Below are 21,442 nucleotides of genomic sequence, written 5' to 3'. Positions count from 1 at the left end.
TGGCGGAGGCCGAATGGCATTTCGATTCGTACACACGGCCGATATTCATCTCGACTCGCCGCTTCGTTCGCTGGCGATGCGAAATCCCGATCTTGCCGGGCTGGTGGGCGACGCCAGCCGCCAGGCATTCGTTTCGATAGTGGATCTCTGCCTTGAGGAACGTGTGGCCGCGTTGGTCATTGCTGGCGACCTATACGATGGCGACCAGACTTCAATGAAGACAGCGCGGTTCTTGGGCGCGCAGATGACACGCCTGCACCAGGCCGGCATCATGGTTTTCAAGATCCGCGGTAATCATGACGCCCTGTCGCGGATTTCCAAACAGCTGGTATTTCCCGACACCGTTACCATCTTTGGTGGTCGTGCTCAGTCGGTATTGCAGACAGCCGGCGGTCTGGACGTCGTATTCCATGGTTTGAGCTTTGCGAACCCTAAGGCGCCGGACAGCCTGTTAACCAAATATCCGGCGGCTCGTGAAGGGGCCGTCAACATAGGCATCATGCATACCAGTCTGGCTGGATCGCCAGGTCACGACGTTTACGCGCCCTGCAGCATCGCTGACTTGCACGCCCACGGTTTCGACTATTGGGCCCTCGGCCACATCCATGCTCGCCAAGTCCATCCTGGCGCCAGTGCCGTGGTGATGCCGGGAATACCGCAGGGGAGGGATATCAACGAGGCCGGTGAGAAATCAGTCACCCTGGTGACGGTGCGCCACGACCGTTCGGTGGAGATCGAGGAACGGCTGACCAGCGTTGCGCAGTTCGAACGGGTGAGCGTCGACCTTACCGGAGCGGTGGAGTGGCCCGAGGCCGTCGCGCGTGTTCGCTTCGCACTCGAAGAGATGCGGGCAACCGTCCGATCGCGTCATGCTGTGGCTCGCATTGGCCTGACAGGAACGTCACCACTGATGTGGGCGCTGATCCGCGACAGGGACCTCCTTCTTGCCGAAGCCGAACAGGCTGCGGAACAGCTAGGCCATACGTGGGTGGAGAAGCTCGAGCTTGACCTCGCGCCGCCTCGGACGGAGACCGCCGAGGATATTGCTGATCCGATTTTCGAACTCGAGCAATCAATGCGTGCCGATGCCACCTCGGAGGCCTTCCGCGCTGAGGCGAGGGCGTTCGTCCAAAAGATGGTCGCCGACCTTCCGGCCGACGGGCGGGATTTTGCTGGGACGGACGAAGCCGGGCTGGAACAGTTCCTCGATCAGGTGCTTTCCAAGGGCGCGGACTTGGTGACTGCCCGCCTTAAGGCCGGTGGATCGTCATGAGGTTGCGGCGCCTTGACCTCATTCGTTATGGAAAGTTCACCGATCGTTCGATCGACTTCGGACCCAAACCGGAATCCGGACCTGATCTGCATATCGTGTTTGGCCTGAATGAGGCCGGCAAATCGACTGCGCTTTCGGCCTATCTAGACTTGCTGTTCGGCATCGAGGAACGGAGCCGCTACAACTTCCTGCACGAGTACAGTGCCATGCGCATCGGCGGGGTGCTGGAACTGGCCGGCTCCGAACACACGTTCACGCGTACGAAACAGCGCAGTAATTCGCTATTGAATGCGACGGGCCAACCGGTAAGCGAGGTGGCGATCACGGCGCATCTCGCCGGTCTGTCGCGCGACGCCTACACGACGATGTTCTCACTCGATGACGAGACGTTGGAAGCCGGCGGAAAATCTATCCTGGAGTCGCGGGGCGACCTCGGCAAGCTTCTGTTCACGGCCAGCGCCGGTCTTGGGAACGCAAGTGATACGTTGAACGCCCTCGAGGCCGAAGCAGACGCTCTGTATCGGAAGCAGGCGCATGGAACCGAACTGGCGCTGTTGAAGAAGCGCCTTGTTGACGTAAAGTCGCGCAGGGATGCGATCGACACCCTTGCATCAACCTACGAGGGCCTGGAGGCCGAACGTCTCGATGCAGCGCAGCAGTACGGCCGAACCATCAGCGATCGGGCGGTGCTGGTGGCCAGGCTGGATACCTTTGCTCGTTACGTGCGTGCTGCGCCGATGCTGGCGGATATCCGGCGCAAGATTGCCCGGCTGGATCAGCTGCCGGACATCGCCTCCCCAGCCCGGACATCGACGGGAAGTGTCACCGAACTGATCGATGACGATGCCAGCCTCAGAACGCGGCTGTCCGCAAACATCGACGAGACCGAGCGCCTGGCGGAAAAAGTCACTGCGGTCGACGAGGACGAACCGATCCTGTCGATTTCCGAACGCATTCGCGGGCTGGCGGAGAGCAAGGTGCGCCATACCGCGGCTGGCTTTGACTTGCCCACTCGCAGGATGGAGCTGCAAATCCTCAACAACAGCGTGGCGAGCTGCCTTGCCGCCTTGGGCCGATCTTCCGAGGCGGATCCTGGCGCGCTGCTTCTGCCTGCCGTCACCGTTGGCGTCGTTCGCGCCATGGTCGAGCAGAGGTCCGGGATTGCTACCGGGATGCGTGCCGCTCGCGACGAAGCCGCGGCGGCACTCGATGCGCTGCAGGTGGCAAGGCAGCGGGTCGGCGAGGAAAGGGCGGTGCCCGAACCTGCCAGGGCAAGGCTGGGCTCGGCTTTGTCGAAAGCGCGAGCAAGCGGACACCAGGCAGAGATTAGGACGGCTCGCGAGGCGGAAGATGCGGGAACAATCCGATGGAAGGCGGCGCTCGCGCGCTTGCGTCCATGGAACGGAGATGCCCTCGCTCTCGCCAACGTCGCGGTTCCGAGCGCCGGGCAGATTGCCGCCTGGAAGACGGTAGCGTCAGAACTGGCAAGGAACACCGCCGTACTTGCCGAACGCCTTGCTGAATACGAGGGCAACCATGCCATGCTCGCCGCACGATTGGATGCCCTTCGTGCCTCGGGCGACATTGTCGACGATGAAGCGGCTACCGCCATCCGCCGAGTTCGCGATGATGCGTGGGCAACGCACCGCGCAGCGCTGACCGGTGACACCGCTGACGACTTCGCCGTGGCATTGGCGCGCGATGACATTGCCAGCGCAGGCCGGCTGGCCGGCGCGGCGGATCTGGCTGAGATCCGGGCAACTACGCGCGAGCTGGCCGAGGCCGCGGCCAACCTGTCACGCAACGGCATCCAACGCACACAGCTCGGCAAGGATGTGGATACCCAATTGTTGGAAATCCGCGCGGCCGCCAGGGACCTGCTCGGAGACGCCGTGGAACCTTCGTCTGAGCGCCTGATCGAAAGGATCGAGGATCAGATCGAGGCGCGCAGCGATGCGCTCGCTGCCTGGGAGCAGATCGAACTTGCTCGCTTGAAGGCCGAGCGAGCCGCTGACGCCGGCGAGCAGATACGCTTGGAAATGAGAGCAGTGCTGGGAAGCGTCGGCATTGTATCAGAGTCCAACGACACCCTCGAAGCAATCATGGCCATCGCGGAGCCGTTTCTGGATCGGCAGCGCAAGGTGGACGCCGAGTATGCCGAGGCGCTCAGAATGGTGAGCTCCAAAGAAGAGGATCTAGCGGCACGACGGGTTGCAGTAGGTGTGGCGGAGCGTCGCGAGGAGGAATGGCTGGCCGGCATTACCGAAGCACTCAAGGGAACTTGGCTCGAAAGCGGGCTCTCCGCATCCGGCGTCGGCACTGTGCTCGATCAATTGGCCGAACTTTCAAGAAGCCTGCAGGAACGGGACGACCTGCAGCTGCGTATCGACAAGATGGAGGCCGACAGGGCCAATTTTCTGGTCGAGGTCATCGCCGTTGCGGTTGAAGCCGACGAGCCGACGAAGGATACCGACCCGGAGCAGTTGGCCATCCGCCTTGCCGAGCGCCTAGAGCGTGCCGAGCGGACACGTGAAACGAAGGCAAGCCTCGGCAACGACCTGAAGCGCCTCAAGGAGGCGCGCGACATCCTCGACACTGAGATTTTGGCACACGAACGCCGCAAGAACGAGGTGCTGGGCGTCTTTGGTGTCGCCACTCTGCCCGAGGTAGTCGAACGCGATGAGCTGTTGCGTGAGCGCGATGGCTTGCGCACCACCGTCGCCGAACTTGAGGAACGGATAGTGGCGGAGCTCGCGGTCGACGGATTCGAGCAGGCCCGCTCGATCCTGGACGCGATCGATTTCGACGGCCTCGCGGTCGAGAAGGCTGAGGGTGAGCAGCGGCTTCGCCTGTTCGATGAAACCATCCAGCAACAGCTGATCCGGCAGACGCGCGCGGCCGACAAGCTGGACGCCATCGGCGGTGATAGTGCGGTTGCACGCCTGGATGCTGAACGGCGCACAACCCTGCTGGAAATCGAGGAGAAGGCCGTTCGCTACATAGAGCTGAAGCTTGGCATCATGTCGGCTGGCAATGCTTTGCGGATCTACCGTGAGAGCCATCGCTCCGGCATGATGGCGCGCGCATCAGACGCGTTCAAGCTAATGACGCGTGGCCAGTATTCGGGGCTGACAACCCAGCCTGTAAGAGGTGGTGAGGTTCTCATTGCTGTGCAGGGTGACGGGCAATCCAAGGTCACCGAAGCGCTTTCAAAGGGTGCACGATTTCAGCTGTACCTTGCCCTAAGACTCGCCGGTTATTACGAGTTCGCGCAATTTCGGCCCTCGGTCCCATTCGTCGCCGACGACATCATGGAGACGTTCGACCATATTCGCTCGGAGGAGGTTTTCAGGCTGTTCGGAGCGATGGCAAACACAGGTCAGGTCATCTACCTGACGCACCATAAGCATCTATGTGAAATAGCTGAGGCTGTCGTACCGGGAACGAGGATCCATCAACTCGCACAGTAATTTTCTCCGGAATACGTGAACGAACCAGTGAAGGACGCCGAATTTGACGGCAAGTATGCGCCCAAAGTCAGACGTTCCGGCAAACTTCGCGTTCGTCCAAAAGCGGACATATCGCCCGAGCCATAGACGGCCCCGATGTGCCCATAATGGACGTCCTGCAAATTCATTGTCCTGCCGAATCTGGACTTCGAGAGCTGGCCCTAAACAGCAATTGTATCGCGCCTAGCCGTCCTATCGCCGGGGCGCCAATTGTAAACAACGGCGAACTATACCAATATCGTTACTGGCTTCTTCCGGTGCGACTCGGGAGAACGGGATGGGCAATGAACGCGAAGACGCAAACGGGAAAACACAGCGCCGCTGGCCAATACCTCGGCTATGCGCTTCAACCTGTACGCCTTTGCTTTCACCTGCTCAACGCGCCTAGCGGCGCCTTGGTCTCTCTTGAACATTTAGACGATGTGGCGGTTCACCTGGTCGGCGGCGAAGTCGTTCTTGAGCAAAGCAAGAGCGCACTGAAGCAAAATCCGATATCCGACTGGGCTGCGGACCTGTGGAAGTCTCTGGCCAACTGGCTCAGCTTCATGGCGGCGGGAGAGATCGACCCGGCGACCAGCCATTTCCGGCTATATGTCACACCGGTGAAGGCGGGTGCCTTCGCGATCGCGCTGAACGACGCGAAAACAGATGCCGACGTGGAGGCGCTGGTCGCTAACCTCGCCAAAGCCCACAGCAAGCTGAAAGCTGCACCGGCATGCGACGCCGACGTCCAAGCTTTCCTGAACGCTGATGCGGCTCATTGCGCCGCCTTGGTCAAGAATCTCGCCGTTATCAGCGTCGATGCAGATCCCGTCGATCCGATACGCGCGATCTTCAAGCCGACGGTCTCTCCGCTCATCATCGACCTAGTGTGCGAACGCGCGATCGGCGCTGCGAAGGAGGCGGCGGACAGGCTGATTAGAGCTGGCAAGCCCGCCATCTTGGACGTGGACGCGTTTCAGGCCGAGCAAAGAGCATTTGTTCAGAAGAACAACCTTCCAGGGCTGCTGTCGTCTTTCACCAAGCAACCGCCTGTCGAGGCCATCGAACAATTGATCGCCGACCGTCCCGCCTTCGTCCGCCAACTCGAGCTGATCGAGGTGGGAGACGAAGCGTGCGTCCGGGCTGTTAGCGATTACCTTAGGACGCTCGCCGACATCTCGATCTGGGGCGAAAGCGGGCTAATCTTTGAGAAGAACCTAAGTGACTGGGACGATGATCTTGTCGGTCGCTATGAGCACGTCAGTGCAGAGGTGCACGACATACAGGCCGGACACCCCGCAACGGTTCGTGGTAGAATAGTTTACAGGCGCTGCGCGCAGTTGCAGCCTCCACTCGATGGTCGAGTCGTCCCCGGTCATTTCGTCCACGGATCATTCAACGCCCTTGCCCACGGCCTGCGCCTCGGCTGGCATCCCGACTACCAGACTCTTTTGGAGCCAGCGACTTGATTGAGGCTGGCCGATCGCACCTACCGCTCAGCGACCTCGCCCTTGTCCAGAATCCAGGACTTGGGGCTTTCGCATTGTGGCAATTTGGCCAAGGTTTCCAGGCTGAGGACGAACGTCCAGCGCCGTTCGCCTTGGCGTTTCTCGTGCTGCCAATCGTCCTGCATCGCGCAACGCTCGAAATCGTGACTTCGACAAACCGACCCTCTGGACTGGCGCTCTTCGCGGCCAAGCTCGGGAAGGAACGGGAACAACTCCTCGCCGTCCACGAGCGAGCGCTGCTGCTGCGTACTCTGACATTGCAATCGGCCGCTGTCGGTGTGAGCGGGCGGCTGCTGTCCGTGGATTACAAGGATGCTACTTTAAGAGCAAACGTACCAGAACCGAAACCGAGGAGGCTCGTCCTTCCAGAGCGCGTCAAGCACCTCGGACCTGCCTCGGAGAAATTGGGTTTCTGGTTTTCGAACCTGGGGACCGCGCAGGTGGCCAACCTGTTACGGGTGGAGTTCTAGATGTATTTCCAGCTTCGAAAACTGATCCTTTGGCCCCGCAATGGTGCAGCGCCGCGGGTCGTCAAGTTCGAGCCCGGTGTCGTCAACGTCATCAGCGGCGCGTCGAAGACCGGGAAGTCCGCCGTTATCCCTATTGTTGATTACTGTCTGGGCTCGGAGAAATGCGCGATTCCGGTGGGCGTAATCCGCGAGAACTGCAGCTGGTTCGGCATTCTGATCGAGACGCTGGAGGGCGAAAAGCTCTTGGCGCGACGCGAACCGGGGGACCAACAGAGCACAGGCGACATGGTGCTGCTGGAGGGCGCACAGGTCGAAATTCCGGAGACGATCACCGACAAGACCACCAATGTCGACACGGTCAAGCGCGCGATGAACCGCCTGGCAGGACTGACTGACCTCGACTTCGAACCAGGTACAGAGAATGGATTCAAGCAAAGGCCAAGCTTCCGCGACCTCATGGCCTTCACGTTCCAACCTCAGAACGTGATCGCCAATCCCGACGTGATGTTTTTCAAGGCCGATACGACGGAACACCGGGAGAAGCTAAAGACCATCTTCCCGTACGTTCTGGGCGCGGTCACGGCAAAGATTCTCCAGGCGCGGTTTGAGATCGATCGGCTCCAGCGCAACCTCCGCCGGAAGGAGGCTGAGCTACGCGCGATCGTGTCGGCAACTGGCGCTTGGCGGGCGGAGGCGGAGGCGTGGCTGCGTCAGGCAGTCGAACTTGGCCTAGTCGATTCCTCCACTGAAGTGCCGAAGGACTGGAGTGACGTTGTTGACCTGCTTCGGCGCGTGTCGAACAGCAACTCAAGTCTTGCTCGACCAAGCCTGGCCGGCATCGATGTGGTGCTGACGCGTCTGGAAACCCTTCGTGCGTCGGAAACTGAAATCGCCGCGCGACTTACCGAGCATCGTCAGCGCCTGAACGAACTGCGCCGTCTGGTGGAGAGCAGCGAGGCGTACGGCGACGCCATGCGCATCCAACGTGACCGCTTGGACCTTTCCACGTGGCTGAGGGACTTGGCCGACGAGTTCGCCGATCCGTTGGTCGCACTCGGGGACGGCGGCCGCGAGAAGGTCTTGGCCCTTTGCGACAACCTCGGCGGTCTGGAGATCCGACTGCGGACCCACCCTGCGATGTCTAACACGCTTGACAAGGAAATCCTGCGCCAGCGCGGCGCCGCTGAAGCGGTCCTATCTGAGTTGAACGATGTCCGTAGCGAGATAGCGGTGCTGGAACGGGACTCTGACGTCGCCCGAGACGAGGCCAATCGCTTCGATAGGCTTGAGCGCTTCCTCGGTCGATTGGAGCAGGCGTTGCACGTCTACGACCGCGCCGACCAGTCGTCGGATTTGCGGCAGGAACTCACCTCGCTGCAGGCCGATATTGCAACGCTGCAAAAGACGATCTCCGAGGCCGACATCCAGCGCAAGCTATTCAACGCGTTGCACCAAGTCTCCCATCATGCCAATCGGCTGATTCCGCAGCTTGACGCGGAGTGGCCCGAGGCCCCGATTAGGCTGTTGATTGAAGACCTGACCGTCAAGGTGACTAGGGGAACGCGTGAGGACTACCTGTGGGAGATTGGCAGCGGCGCCAATTGGCTCGCGTATCACGTCGCACTAATGCTTGCGCTGCAGCACTACTTCCTGGCCGAACCTCATCACCCAGTCCCTGGTCAGCTGATCTTCGACCAACCTAGCCAAGTCTATTTTCCTAAGCGGGCGGCGGGCGACGAGGGCCCCGACCTCATCGCGTGGAGGGATCAGGACGTGGTCGCCGTCAGGAAGGTCTTTGCGCTCCTAGGCGCTGAGGTCATGGCCGCGAAAGGTCGCCTCCAGATCATCGTGCTGGATCATGCAGATGAGGACGTCTGGGGCAAGCTTCCCGGAGTCAAGTTGATTGAGGAATGGCGTGGACAGGCCCTCGTGCCTCAGGCTTGGATTGCCGCCGCATCTTCCAACGGTGGATAATAATCTGCTGCCAGAGGAGAAGGCATGGCGAACGTGGACGAGATCAACCGTCTGACGGCCCTTGGCTTGAACGTCATCACAGCCATGGATGTCGCGGAAGGAAAACTAGACGAAGCCTTCGAGGTCGCCCGCGCTCAGGAGAAACGCAAGGTCGACATCTGGTGCAAAGGAAGAAAGAACATTCCGGTTGCACTGACTGCGATATGGGACTGCGATCCTGCAAACTTCTATCTCGCGTTCGACGGCGATGATCCCAGCGACCACGCTTCGACGGATTTCATTCTTATCGACGCTGATGTCACTGACGTTGGCGGCAGGCTTACCTACGCCGCCAGCAGGGACAAGGGTCCTTGGCATCAACGTTACAAGAGCAAGAGCTGTGGGATCGCCTACCGATGGCTGCATGGCCGCGGTGTCACACCGCCTTTGCTCGGCGAGTACCAAGGCCAAGTTCACATCGTAGGAGGCATGCACCGCTTCCATCTTGCCAAGCACTATGGGACGACGCGCATGCCATTCCTCGTCCGGAGGGCCGAACTAGCCGCAGTAATGGCGTTGATCCCCTCGGCGACCGACACCGCCAACTCGTAATGGCGGGGACTGCAGAAAAGAAGCGAATGAGTTGCGAACTTACCGGGATCACTCCCCGAAAGCTGACCGACGGCTTCCGGCCCCGTTGCGGCCATTCTTACTCCCGCACTTTGGCTTTTCCAGCGCTAAACCGGCCTTGGGCGATGAATGGAAACGGTCAGATGTTCCCGGTCTGTGCTCGAAAAGTCGCATAAAAGGGCAGACTGGTGTGACGTCCGGAATTATTGGGCCTTTCACGGGTTTACCGGTCCCGAATTATCGGTTGCTGGCGGGCGGGCTATGCGATTGAAAACAGGAGAGTTTTCTGGCTAAGGGTGGGGTTTCAGACTGAGTTTACCAATGCCCTTAATGACGATTAATTCTGGATTGGCATCAGGTGATTGGGTTTGCGCAGAATATAGCCGCCCTTATTGGTAAACCCGCTCACGGTCGACAACGGATTGGTCAACCTAGGACGACAGGATTGGTAAACCGGAGCCGCCCTATCGACGAAGGTCTAGCTTGGCGCATTCACTGTCGCCGGTAGGCAGATATTCGGGCGACAATCGGGACCAGCGTGCGACGCCGCCAAGCGTGAGACACGTCGGCTACGCCGCAAATCGACACGGTTTGACCGGGCGCAATACCGCACCGATCTTCTAATCTCGGCTTAATTCCGGAGAGAGGCAGATAATTCCGGACGCCACACTGATTGGTAACCTAAGGCCACCCACCACGCGGATTGGTAGCCCACAGGAATAGGTTTGGTAACCCTTATCGAGTGAGGGCCGCTCGTACCTTTCGGCGGGTTCGTTTCAGTTCTAAGCCCGGCTTAATTCTGGACAACGACAGATAATTCTGGACGGCACAGTGGAACTCAACGCGTTGTAAGGATGGCATAGAGAAGCAGTAGCCCTCCAGTCTCGCTACTGGAAAAATTCTGGAAAATGGGTCTGCTTGGCTGGACGCAGAACGTTGTGATTATTCAGCCGGCATTTCTGAAGCTTCTCGAACACAAACAGCTTGCCTTCGCGCACGCTATCTTCGAGCGACTTCGCCTTCGCCAGATGCGCCGCAATCGCGCTGGCCAGCATGCAACCTGTTCCGCGCATCGATATAGCAAGGCGCGGCGTGTCGAAGTGGATGGGTTCATGATCGGAGCGTAACAGAATATCGGCCGATCGGGGACCCGACGCGTGCCCACCCTTGATCAGCAGGGCCTGAGGGCCGACGGCCTGCAGTCTTTGTCCTTGTTGGAGCGCACCGTCCTCATCCGAAGCCGGTTCGGAACCAGTAAGGAGCGCCAGTTCAGGAAGGTTGGGCGTGACAATGCAGCAAAGCGGCATCAAATCGCGCTTCATGGCAGCGATAGCGCCTGCTTCCAGAAGTGCGCGGCCTGAGGTGGAGGCCAGCACAGGGTCGAGTACTGCCGGCACTTGCGGAAATTTGCGCAGCACTGCGGCAACGGCAACAATGATCTTGGCAGTCGCCAGCATGCCGATCTTGATTGTGGCTACGTCGTTGGCCTGTAGCGCGGCACACATCTGATTGGCCACCATGCTGGGTGGCGAATGATGGATTTCGATCACGGCGTCGTGCGTTTGCACCGTTAGCGCTGTGACGGCGAGACAGGTGCGCACGCCAACGGCAGAGATCGTCTCGATGTCGCGTGCTATTCCAGCACCCCCGCTGGAATCTGATCCGCCAACGACAAGCACATGCGGTTCTCGTCTCATCGCCATCGGTCCGTCTTTTCGATCCATTCTCGCGTGCGCGCTTCGGGGTCGAAGCTCAACGTGATGTCCGTGACCACTGCGGCGCTGTTGGCGCCGGCCTCAAAGACGCCGTCGAGGCGGTCGGGGTTGAGGCCGCCGATGGCGACCAATGGGATCGGCGCCACCCGCCGCTTCCACTCGCTGATCCGCTCTAGCCCTTGCGGTGCCCACTTCATTTTCTTCAAAGTGGTGGGATAGATCGGACCGAGCGCGACATAGTCGGGCTCGGCAAACATGGCCGTTTCCAGCTCGACATGATCATGCGTGCTCAATCCGAGCCTGACGCCCGCTGCCCGTATCCTCGAGAGGTCGGCCGTTTGCAAATCCTCCTGGCCCAGATGCACGAAATCGCAGCCTTCCTCGATTGCCAGGCGCCAATAATCATTGATGATGAGCTGGCTTTTGTGTTGGACACACCAGGCCTTCGACTTGCGGATCTCCGCGCGCAGCCCGGTTTCATCCATGGTTTTGATGCGAAGCTGAATCAGCTTGACGCCGAGCGGCGCCAACCTTTCGATCCAGGCGGCGCTGTCGACGATCAGGTAGAAGGGATCGAGCTTCATGAAAAAACGGCCCTGCCGACCATCGGTGTCGATGGCACGGCGACGTCGCGCGGTTCGAGCATTCCCGAACTGAACGCCTCACGACCGGCGTCGACCGCCTTACCGAAAGCACGCGCCATGCCGACCGGATCTGCCGCCTTGGCGACCGCTGTGTTCAGGAGCACGGCGTCAAAGCCGAGTTCCATGACGGTGGCCGCGTGCGACGGCCGTCCGAGCCCCGCATCCACAATCAGCGGGACGCCAGGGAAATATCCGCGCATCGAGCGCAGCGCCGTCATGTTGACCGGTCCCAAGGCGGAACCGATCGGTGCGCACCACGGCATCAGGACCTTGCAGCCCGCTTCCAGCAGCCGCTCGGCGACAACGAGATCGTCGGTGGTATAGGGGAATACCGCAAAGCCGTCCTCGCACAGGATGCGGGCGGCTTCAACCAGACCGAACACATCCGGCTGTAGCGTGTCGTGATTGCCGATCACTTCGAGCTTGATCCAGTTGGTGCCGAAGACCTCGCGCGCCATTTTCGCGGTGGTGACGGCTTCCTTGACGGAGAGGCAGCCGGCGGTATTGGGCAGGGTTCTGGCGCCCAGCGAGCGGATCAACGACCAGAATTGTTCGCCGGCCCTACCGCCCGCCATCTCACGCCGCAACGAGACGGTCACCACCGACGTGCCCGATGCCTTGACTGCATCGGCAAGGATGGCCGGCGAAGGATACTGAGCCGTGCCGAGAAGCAGGCGCGACGAAAGCTCGGTTCCATAAAGCTCCAACATGCTAGCCGCCCTGCATGGGCGAGAGGATTTCGATCCGGTCGCCGTCGCTCAACTGGAACTCCGCGCGGTTGGCTTTGTGCACGAGGTCGCTGTTGACGGCGGTGGCGAGCCAATCGCCCTCATAGTCGAGCGCGGCAAGCAACTCGGCCAGCGTGGTGGCGGCAATCTCACGCGCCTCGCCGTTGACCATCAGTTTCATGAGCATGCTCCTTGGTTCTGTCTTGACTGAAAACCAGGTCGGCAGCCTGGCGCGCCATGGCGGGGGCGAGGAGAAAACCGTGACGATAAAGACCGTTGATCGCGATGATCTCACCGTCTGTTTCGACGCGTGGCAAATTGTCGGGAAATGCCGGACGGACACCCACACCGGTTTCAACGATCTCGGCCTCACCAAAGGCCGGATGGAGGGCATGGGCGGCGCCCAGCAGCTCCATCATGGAACGCGCCGTCACCGGTCCGGCGCTCTGGCTTTCAATCATCGTCGCTCCGATCATGAAACGGTGATCGGTGCGCGGCACGGCATAAAGCGGAAAGCGTGGATGAAGCAAACGGACCGGCCGCGACAGCGAGACATCAGGCGTGCGAAGGATCAGCATTTCGCCGCGAACACCGCGCAGCCTGTCATCGGCCGCTGCCATTCCCATGCAGTCTATCTGACGGGCGAATCCCGAAACAGGCCGGGCGTCGCAGCCGAAGTGGAATTTGACACCCATGGTCGCAAGCTTGTCATGAAGTGCCGCCATCGCCGGGCGTGGGTCGAGGTGAGCCTCGTCGGGGAAGAGCAATCCACGCCGGAAGCGGCCGGCGAGGTCGGGTTCCAGGAGCGCAATTTCGTTTTCATCGACGCGCCGATGCCCTGACGTGCGACTGGCGAACCGGTCAAGCTCACCGGCATCACGCGGCGCGGCCACGACCAATGTCCCGGCCCGTGTCACCTGACCCGACAGCACCGCATCCCACCAGTCGGCAGCATCGCGTCCGAGATCCAGCACCGGCTGCTCCGCGCTTTCGCGCTCGCACCATGGCGCCAGCATGCCGCCGGCGAACCACGACGCGTTGCCACCAAGGCCATGCCGCATCTCGGCGACGGTGACCGTCGCGCCGCGGGCGGCGAGTTCGAAAGCGACGGTGAGGCCGGCAACGCCGGCCCCTTTGACGAGCACCCTCATGATGGTTTGGGAGCCTCTGGCACGACCGGTACGCCAGTCTCGTCCGCCTGCATGTAGAGATCGCCGCCCTCCCGGTATTTTGCCGCCATTGCCGCCATGCCTTCCTTCTGGGCCTCGGCACGGATGTCGTGGGAAATGCGCATGGAGCAGAATTTCGGCCCGCACATCGAACAAAAATGTGCCAGCTTGTGCGCCTCCTTGGGCAAGGTCTGGTCGTGGAAGGACCGTGCGGTTTCGGGGTCGAGCGACAGGTTGAACTGGTCCTCCCAGCGGAACTCGAAGCGCGCGCGCGAAAGGGCATCATCCCTGGTTTTCGCTGCCGGATGGCCCTTCGCCAGATCGGCTGCATGGGCGGCTATCTTGTAGGTGATCACGCCAATCTTGACGTCGTTGCGGTCGGGAAGGCCGAGATGCTCTTTCGGCGTGACGTAGCAAAGCATTGCGGTGCCGAACCAGCCTATCATGGCGGCACCTATCCCTGAGGTGATGTGGTCATAGCCCGGCGCGATGTCGGTCGTCAGCGGCCCCAACGTGTAGAACGGCGCCTCACCGCACACTGCGAGCTGCTTGTCCATGTTCTGCTTGATCTTGTGCATGGGGACATGGCCCGGGCCTTCGATCATCACCTGGCAGTCCTTTGCCCAGGCAATCTTGGTGAGTTCTCCAAGTGTTTCCAGTTCGGCGAATTGCGCCGCGTCGTTCGCATCGGCGATTGAACCGGGACGAAGGCCGTCGCCGAGCGAGAAGGAGACGTCATAGGCTCTGGCGATGTCGCAGATCTCCTCGAAATGCTCGTAGAGGAAGCTCTCCCGGTGATGGTGCAGGCACCATTTGGCCATGATCGAGCCGCCGCGCGAGACGATGCCCGTGACCCGGTCGACGGTCAGCGGGATGTAGTGCAGCCGCACGCCGGCGTGGATGGTGAAATAGTCGACGCCTTGCTCGGCCTGCTCGATCAGCGTGTCGCGGTAGACCTCCCAGTTCAGATCCTCGGCGATGCCGTTGACCTTTTCCAGCGCCTGATAGAGCGGCACCGTACCGATCGGCACCGGCGCATTGCGCACGATCCAGTCGCGGATGTTGTGGATGTTGCGGCCGGTCGACAGGTCCATCACCGTGTCCGCGCCCCAGCGGATAGCCCAGACCATTTTTTCGACCTCTTCGGCCATCGACGATGTGACAGCCGAGTTACCGATGTTGGCGTTGATCTTGACCAGAAAATTGCGACCGATGATCATCGGCTCGCTCTCGGGATGATTGATGTTGGCGGGAATGATTGCGCGCCCGCGCGCCACCTCGTCGCGCACGAATTCGGGTGTGACGAAATCTGGGATCGCCGCGCCGAAGGCTTCGCCGTCGCGTTGCAGCTTGCCGCGCATCACCTCGCGGCCGAGATTCTCGCGGATGGCTACGAACTCCATTTCTGGCGTGATGATGCCGGCGCGCGCATAGGCAAGTTGGGTCACCGCCTTGCCCTGCTTGGCCTTGAGCGGCCGATTGCGTATCGGAAATTCCGGTGTCAGGCGCTCGCCGGTGGCGAATCCATTGTCTTCCGGCCGGACGTGGCGGCCGTCATAGGCTTCGACATCGCCACGCGCCGTGACCCATTCGTGGCGAAGCCGGGCAAGGCCTTTTTCGATGCTGGTTTCGACTGATGGATCGGTGTAGGGGCCGGACGGATCGTAGACGGTGACGGGCGGTTCGCCGGCCGTCGGATGGACGGAAATCTCGCGCATCGGCACCCTGATCTGCGGGTAGAGGACGCCGGGCTTGTGGATTTTCCGCGAGGCGGGCAGTGGTCCCGTCGATACGGCGGGGGTGAGGGCATTCATCGTGAGGCTCCTTTGCTCATGCATTGGAGACCCAGTTCTGTGCCGGAAGGATGAAAAGACGCTTCTGTAGACCTGCTGCAACAGGACCTCGGGCGTAAACTCCCGCAAAGCGCTTGCACCGTCCCTACGCCAGTATGAACTGGATCAGGTTCAACGGGTCACTGCGCCGCGAAAGCCAGCAGTATCTCAGCCCCTTGCCGGGACTCCCCTGGTGAATGCCTTAGGTTGAACGGGCTGACGCTATCTTGTCAAGCGCATTCGGGCGCCTTCGGCCGGTGGCGACGACCGGCGGCCAGCCGGGCGGAGAGCTCGCGCATGCATCGGGGACAAGTCACGCCCCGTAGACCGGGGCTGAATGGCCAAAGCCTCATTCGCTTCGTGAAGGATGGAGAAACTGTATTGGCCATGTGCGCGTATCGACCAAGTAGCTCAGGCGGTCACGGATGTGGTTATTCTGGTCGAAGGTGACGAACGGCCTTGGGGGTCACCTCCTTTAGGATTCAGAGGTTGGAAGACGGCTTCTCGCGATCACGGCCATCAGGAAATACCTGTCTTCGGCTCAACCTCGACATGGCGTCCGATCGACCGCAGATATACAGCTATCTCGTTCATGAGATGATCGCGTTCGCCGTAGATTTCAGCAATCCTACGCAGCTGTGGCTCGACGGCCCTCCGTTGCGCTGGCGTGAAATCAGCATCGCCAAAGACGTATCCCAAGTTGCCAATCGCGCAAATTTTGCAGCCGGCGTCCACAACTGCTTGTACGAATGCCGGAATGTCTTTTTCTTGCATGGTCTTCATGTCGAACCTCTCGTGAATGGCGTGCTTGCGCCCCAATCTGCCTTTTCAGCGTGTCCTCTGGGCGGCGCAAGCCCTGAGCGTGACTGTGCACGGGCAACCTCGACTATCCCATCTGCCACGCTCTTTAGAATCGGTGGGGTCTGGTGATCGCAGGCTGGGCCACTCAAAAGCCTGCAAGAAGAAAGTCATGGCGACCATTGCTCAAGATCGCAAGGGTGCGTGCAAGACCTTCCGTTGGCAGTCATGCACGCTCGCTCAGAGATAGTCCGGCCGCGGAAATTCTCCCTTATTCGTAAGAAAGCTCATTGAGCAACTGGGCATTGAGCAACTGGGTCTCACGTCACGGGTCTCGTGTGCTTCACAGCCGAAAAATAGCCGCCGTGGCAATTCTCGAAAAGTGCAGGCTACCTCGTTAAGGACACTGCGGATGATCGTTCGCGCTTGGCAAAAGCGAACGGATTAGTCTATGGCTCTCGGCAGGGGGGCGAGTTATGCGGCGGGTGCGAATCCTTCAAGTAGGCGATATTCACTATCCGGACTGGCATCCTTCCTCTAGCAACATCGATGCCAAGGATAGCAAGTTCGCTCCGAAAATAACGCAGAAGCTACGCGCGTCTTCGCTGCGTGCCGTCTTGACGAAACTTCGGCGGCTGACGACTTCGAAGCCCTTGGATTCGATCGCCTTCATGGGGGATTTCACGAGCCGTGGCGACAAGACCTTCATTGCTTCGGCATTCCAGCATTTCACGTTGCTCTGCCGCGCACAGGGACGCAGTTCAAAGGCGCTTCCGTTGATATTCGTACCGGGAAATCACGATGTGAACCGTGATGACGCGCGCGAACTTGGACCGACTGAGAAATTCAGCGAAATGGCGAGTTTAGCCGCCCGCTTGGGTTGGCAGACCGTTCCCGTGGACCAACCCGTGCACTTCAGACTTCCGACAGGATCCGCAGGCGCAAACTTCATCCTCGTCAACACAGCGATAGGCAGTTGGGAGCTTCAAAACCTTCCCGCGTTCCTTCGTGATCGTCTCGAGGCACTCAGTCCTTCTACAGAGCCTCTAGATCTCGGCTCGCCGGACATCTCGGGACATTCGCCCGCGACACCTCCCAGCGATCCAGACAAGGAGGCGTCCGACGACGAGTATTACGGTCAGATGGACACGCCATACATCTCGCGTGAGATGCTTGCAGGCCTACAGGAATTGCTCCAGCAGCCCGACATGCGTTACGGCATCATAATCGGCCATCACAATCTGCTGCCACAAAAGACTCCGCGCATTACGCCATACGCGGAGATGCTCAACAGCGGATTTGTCAGAACTCAGCTGCTGCAGGGCAACAAGCCTATCGTCTACCTGCATGGACACATACATGCTGATCCGGTCGAGATCGTCAACGATCCAAGGTTTCCGGACGGCAAATTGATCTGCATCTCAGCACCAGAGATACAGTCAGGTTTCAATGAGCTCGTCTTCTTCACGACCGATCAGGGAGAGCTCGTCGGCATCCGACTTATACCCTACCGCACCAATGTCGCCGACGGGACGGTCATGGAAGGCGAACATTGCTTTATTTCGACCATGTCCAACGGCAAGGCCTTTCTGAACAACGACACGTTTGACCTGCTGCGCCGACTGCGCGACCATGCCACCAGGCGCGGGAATGGGTTACTCTTCTGGGACGAGATCACTGAGATTGCTGCCTCCGCCGAGCTCGGGCTAGATCTGGAAGACTCTCTTCTGATGCTCCAAGCGGCGCGCTTCATCGAGATAGACGGCCTCACCAAGGCAAACTCGGCTTGGCGCATTAAGGTAAGGGACGAATAGCGATGGAGAATCCGTTCGGCCCCAACAGGATCGAGTACGAAAGCCGCCCGATACTGTGGTTCAGTCAGAAGTCGGCGTTGATTTCTGCCGCCGCCAAGCCGGTCTTCGTCGCAGGGACGAGAGGCAGCGGCAAGACCAGCATTCTTCGCTCGCTTTCCACAGTCCATATTCTTGAAGACAAAAGTCTCTCGGACCAAGTCGGCAAGCTCGCTTGGTATGGCGTCTTCTTCCAGCTCAATGAGACATTCTCGCCCCTAATCGACAACGCCGTTCTGAACCTCATTCCGGAGCGGATACGCTTCGACACGGCCGCCGTGATCCCGCGGCAATTCGTAATCTTCTCTCACTATCTGGAGCTGAAGATAGTCGAACGCCTGCTCGAGAGCATCGGCCAGCTCAGACGCGACGGCCACTTGAAATACCGGGCCTCCGAAGATAGGGACGTCGCCCTGGCACTGCATCGCGAAGTGCTGCACTTCATACCCCAACCTGCCCGTCTCGACTTCTTCAGCATCGATGAGCTGCGGGGTGGGATAACCCGGTACGTCGACGAATGCTTCAACGCGTTCTTCTTTGCCGCCGATGCCGGAGCGACCGGCTTCAGAGCAACAGACCCTGGCGCGATCATTAACAAGGTCGCGACCGCGATCACTCCACTTTTAAATGGCCCATCTTTCGCCGGTGACAGGGCGCCCTTCTTCAAGATACTGATTGACGACTGTGAAGCACTGACACCGCTCCAACAGCAGTTCCTGAACACCTTGGTGAGAAAGACGCGCGGCAACGTGAAATGGGTCCTCGCCTACATCGGCGGCCTCTACGACACGATCCGGACGATCATACCCGGCCAGTCGCTCTCGAATGCTGACCGGGACGTCGAGAATCTTGATTCAGTCGATCCGAGGGAGTTCGCCACGCTGTGCGAGAACGTGTCGTCGCTTCGGCTGTACTATGCGCTTCCTGACCATCTGCGGAGTGATCTCGAGCGCAACGATGCGCTCAGCGCGTTTTCGCTCAAAAACCGGCTGGGGCGGCTTTCCGTCAATGACATCATCGAGCGGGTTATCATATCGGGTCATTCCGAGGGCAGAGAAGAGCTTGTGGCACTTGCTGATGCAGCACGTGAATTCCTCTCCGTGAATTTGAGGACGGCGGATCAGCAGCAATTCCTTCTTGATCGAAAAGCGCGCCCTTATGCCGAAGGGCTGGCGCTCGCGCTCATGAACCCGGAAATTAAGCGCCGGCCCATGAGCAAGGCGGATGCTTCAAATCTGAAGAGGTCGATCGCCCGGAAACAGGGATGGGCTTTTCTGAAAGCGTGCCAGATGCTGCGTCTGCATGACTACCCGTACGTAGGGCACCAGATCATCACATCATTGAGCGACGTCTGTATACGCGATTTCCTTGATATAATGGGAGAGATCTTCCGCCGCAGTGTTCCGAGTTCCAGTGATCCACGAAAACTGGTGGAATTCATCAACTCGGATTTACAGATTCATCTCGAACAGCAGAGACAGGCTGTGAACGCCGCCTCTCAACGGAAGCTTGATGGACTTCAGGCGCTTTCACATCCGTACGAAGAAGAGAGCGTGCGCATGGTGCGGGCGTTGGGTTACCTGACCGCTCGCCTCCAGACAGAGTTTGCCGAAGAAAATGCTCTAGGAACGACAGAGAGAGGCATTTTCAGGGTTGATCTAAAGGAAATGCGCTCGCTGGTGAACCGACTGGAGCAACCCAGCGGAAAACTGGACGAGGTCCTGCGTCGGGCGGAAAGGGATGGGTTTATCCGGGAGGTCTCCGCCGCCGGCAACTTTGAGGTGGACCGCGCCGACCCCGCATCGAAGGAGATGATGATCAGATTGCATCGGCGATTTGCACCTTACTTCGGGTTCTCCTATCGCGGCCCGTACGAAATCAACACAATCCCTGCGGCGCGGATGGTCGACCTGCTTTTTACCAGGCATCGGCTCCCAGAAGACTGGGCCGACTCGGTGTTTAAGGAGCTCGTCGCGCGGCCCGCACTCAAGACCGAATTCCAGCACTCGCTTTTCGAGAGCGATCTCGAATGACCGCTTCAACTGTCGAGTATCGAGTCTTCGGCCATCTGGCCGTCACCGAGAAGGCGAGAGATGCAGGTACCTGCGAAACGATGGAGGCAGATATCGCGATCGTCGCGCTTGGATGGGAAACGCGTTTCGCCGCGTTCGAAAACCATCTTGACCTGAAGGTCGGCAAGATCGTGGTTCTGGACTTTGCTCTGAAGGAAGCGAACGTCCCAGCCGTCGAAGAAAACCGGCGAAAGCTCATCGCTATGGGTACCCGATGGGGCGTCGAAGTGACTGTGATCACCCTCGAGCCTTCCATCGAGTATCAGAAGAACATCAATCTCCTCGATCACCTGCTCACTCAGATGGCCGCTTCATGTGGCTCATACGAAGGAAGCCTGCGGAAGGTTTTCGTCGAGTGCTCGACGATGCCGCGAATCTACATCCAATGGCTGATTGCGGTGGCATTCAAGAAAATGTCGATTCAGTCTCTCGAATTCGGGTACGCCGAAGGTATCTACGGGAACGCGATCGGCAAAGAGGATTTTTCCAGCGGCTTGGACCGATACGTCACCGTCCCTCATCTTCAAGGCAGCGGAGGAATGGGCGAAGAGAAAGTCCTGCTCGTGGGGATCGGAGGAGATGCCGACGTATTCTACGGATTGATCGATATCGTCAGTCCGGAACGGATCTCGCTCCTCGTCCCAAGAAGCGACAAGAATGCGCATATCGATGCTTTGCTCGATCAACAGGTGGCCAAGGTACGTGAAACCCACCGGCTCGAAGATGGCGAAGTTCGCGACATCCAGGCTTTCGGGCTGATGGCCCACCTCGATGCTTTCGAGACGTATCTCGACGGGTTCGGCTCGCGTGCGGTGGTGAACGTTTTTGTCAGCGGCCCGAAGGTTCAGGCCATCGCTGCTGCCGTGCTCGCCTGCTCCGACAGCCGCGTCCATCTCAAGGCAAGAATTCCCACCTCCTATGCCCATCGTGAAGTCTCAGCGAATGGGCGGTATCATATCTATAGGCTGATTGACCTGACATCCCCTGCCTGCAGCCTTCCCGGGACGTTCTGACACTATCTTGCATTCGAGTAGCATCATGGTCCCAGTAGCCGTTCCGCCAAGCCTTCAGCGCATGTTCGTGTCGCCCGATCCGGTCGATGGGGGGCTAATTCCCACTTGGAAGCTGCTCTACATCAGATCAGGGGGGAATGCAGACTGGCAGAATTCCGTCTAATTAGCGACTAGCTAAAACATATACTCAGGCGAGACTGTTCAGCATAGAAATAGTGAGTCGGCCGTGAACTATCCGCAAGCCATTGATCTGGCCTGTTGATTGAGGCGGATAGCGGCTTTGGAATTGCAGGATT

16 protein-coding genes and 1 riboswitch are annotated in these 21,442 nt (G+C 59.5%); of the genes, 9 read left to right on the top strand and 7 right to left on the bottom strand.

Annotation, left to right across the window (positions count from 1 at the left end):
• Positions 1 to 13 precede the first annotated feature (13 nt).
• The 6 genes from P9254_RS28175 (at position 14) to P9254_RS28150 (ending at position 9,307) form a co-directional block, all read left to right on the top strand.
• On the top strand, positions 14 to 1,273 hold the full coding sequence (locus P9254_RS28175) for a metallophosphoesterase family protein (protein ID WP_063169423.1): 1,260 nt from the start codon (positions 14 to 16) through the stop codon (positions 1,271 to 1,273).
• Entirely contained in the window at positions 1,270 to 4,743 is a 3,474-nt protein-coding gene (locus P9254_RS28170) for an ATP-binding protein (protein ID WP_063169422.1), read from the top strand. Before P9254_RS28175 ends, P9254_RS28170 begins: the two co-directional genes overlap by 4 nt.
• A gap of 323 nt (positions 4,744 to 5,066) precedes the next feature.
• Positions 5,067 to 6,233, top strand: a complete 1,167-nt coding sequence (locus tag P9254_RS28165) for an ABC-three component system protein (RefSeq protein WP_063169421.1) — start codon at positions 5,067 to 5,069, stop codon at positions 6,231 to 6,233.
• On the top strand, positions 6,230 to 6,742 hold the full coding sequence (locus tag P9254_RS28160; protein ID WP_063169420.1) for a three component ABC system middle component: 513 nt from the start codon (positions 6,230 to 6,232) through the stop codon (positions 6,740 to 6,742). The genes P9254_RS28165 and P9254_RS28160 overlap by 4 nt, the downstream gene beginning before the upstream one ends.
• The gene (locus P9254_RS28155) at positions 6,743 to 8,716 is read left to right on the top strand and encodes a DUF3732 domain-containing protein (RefSeq protein ID WP_063169419.1); all 1,974 of its coding nucleotides are present in this window, start codon (positions 6,743 to 6,745) and stop codon (positions 8,714 to 8,716) included.
• A gap of 24 nt (positions 8,717 to 8,740) precedes the next feature.
• A complete protein-coding gene (locus tag P9254_RS28150; protein ID WP_063169418.1) occupies positions 8,741 to 9,307 on the top strand; it encodes a hypothetical protein in 567 nt (188 codons plus the stop codon).
• A 905-nt stretch (positions 9,308 to 10,212) separates the two neighbouring features.
• On the opposite strand, the gene P9254_RS28145 is transcribed toward P9254_RS28150, so the two are convergent.
• From P9254_RS28145 to P9254_RS28115, 7 genes are all read right to left on the bottom strand, one after another.
• On the bottom strand, positions 10,213 to 11,028 hold the full coding sequence (locus P9254_RS28145) for a hydroxymethylpyrimidine/phosphomethylpyrimidine kinase (RefSeq protein WP_063169417.1): 816 nt from the start codon (positions 11,026 to 11,028) through the stop codon (positions 10,213 to 10,215).
• Entirely contained in the window at positions 11,019 to 11,624 is a 606-nt protein-coding gene (locus tag P9254_RS28140; protein ID WP_063169416.1) for a thiamine phosphate synthase, read from the bottom strand. Before P9254_RS28140 ends, P9254_RS28145 begins: the two co-directional genes overlap by 10 nt.
• The gene (locus P9254_RS28135) at positions 11,621 to 12,394 is read right to left on the bottom strand and encodes a thiazole synthase (RefSeq protein WP_024504259.1); all 774 of its coding nucleotides are present in this window, start codon (positions 12,392 to 12,394) and stop codon (positions 11,621 to 11,623) included. The genes P9254_RS28140 and P9254_RS28135 overlap by 4 nt, the downstream gene beginning before the upstream one ends.
• A 1-nt stretch (position 12,395) precedes the next feature.
• Positions 12,396 to 12,593: a sulfur carrier protein ThiS gene (gene thiS / locus P9254_RS28130; RefSeq protein ID WP_024504260.1), complete on the bottom strand. Its 198-nt coding sequence runs from the start codon at positions 12,591 to 12,593 to the stop codon at positions 12,396 to 12,398.
• Positions 12,562 to 13,563, bottom strand: a complete 1,002-nt coding sequence (gene thiO / locus P9254_RS28125) for a glycine oxidase ThiO (protein WP_063169415.1) — start codon at positions 13,561 to 13,563, stop codon at positions 12,562 to 12,564. The genes thiS and thiO overlap by 32 nt, the downstream gene beginning before the upstream one ends.
• The gene (gene thiC, locus P9254_RS28120) at positions 13,560 to 15,395 is read right to left on the bottom strand and encodes a phosphomethylpyrimidine synthase ThiC (RefSeq protein ID WP_063169414.1); all 1,836 of its coding nucleotides are present in this window, start codon (positions 15,393 to 15,395) and stop codon (positions 13,560 to 13,562) included. Before thiC ends, thiO begins: the two co-directional genes overlap by 4 nt.
• Positions 15,396 to 15,498: 103 nt before the next feature.
• A riboswitch (TPP riboswitch) is annotated at positions 15,499 to 15,615 on the bottom strand.
• A 317-nt stretch (positions 15,616 to 15,932) separates the two neighbouring features.
• Complete coding sequence (locus P9254_RS28115; RefSeq protein ID WP_082826710.1) at positions 15,933 to 16,196, bottom strand: hypothetical protein; 264 nt, start codon at positions 16,194 to 16,196, stop codon at positions 15,933 to 15,935.
• Positions 16,197 to 16,687: 491 nt separating this feature from the next.
• Between P9254_RS28115 and P9254_RS28110 the strand changes: the two genes are divergently transcribed.
• The 3 genes from P9254_RS28110 to P9254_RS28100 are packed head-to-tail and all read left to right on the top strand — an operon-like array spanning position 16,688 to position 21,146.
• On the top strand, positions 16,688 to 18,025 hold the full coding sequence (locus P9254_RS28110) for a metallophosphoesterase family protein (RefSeq protein ID WP_063169413.1): 1,338 nt from the start codon (positions 16,688 to 16,690) through the stop codon (positions 18,023 to 18,025).
• Between the two features lie 2 nt (positions 18,026 to 18,027).
• Positions 18,028 to 20,094: an ORC-CDC6 family AAA ATPase gene (locus P9254_RS28105; RefSeq protein ID WP_063169412.1), complete on the top strand. Its 2,067-nt coding sequence runs from the start codon at positions 18,028 to 18,030 to the stop codon at positions 20,092 to 20,094.
• Entirely contained in the window at positions 20,091 to 21,146 is a 1,056-nt protein-coding gene (locus tag P9254_RS28100) for a hypothetical protein (RefSeq protein WP_063169411.1), read from the top strand. The genes P9254_RS28105 and P9254_RS28100 overlap by 4 nt, the downstream gene beginning before the upstream one ends.
• Positions 21,147 to 21,442: the final 296 nt, after the last annotated feature.

This window comes from Mesorhizobium sp. WSM4983 (assembly GCF_029625765.1).
Taxonomy (GTDB): Bacteria; Pseudomonadota; Alphaproteobacteria; order Rhizobiales; family Rhizobiaceae; genus Mesorhizobium.
Note: the sequence above shows the minus strand (reverse complement) of the source record. Positions and strands in the feature narration are given on the sequence as shown.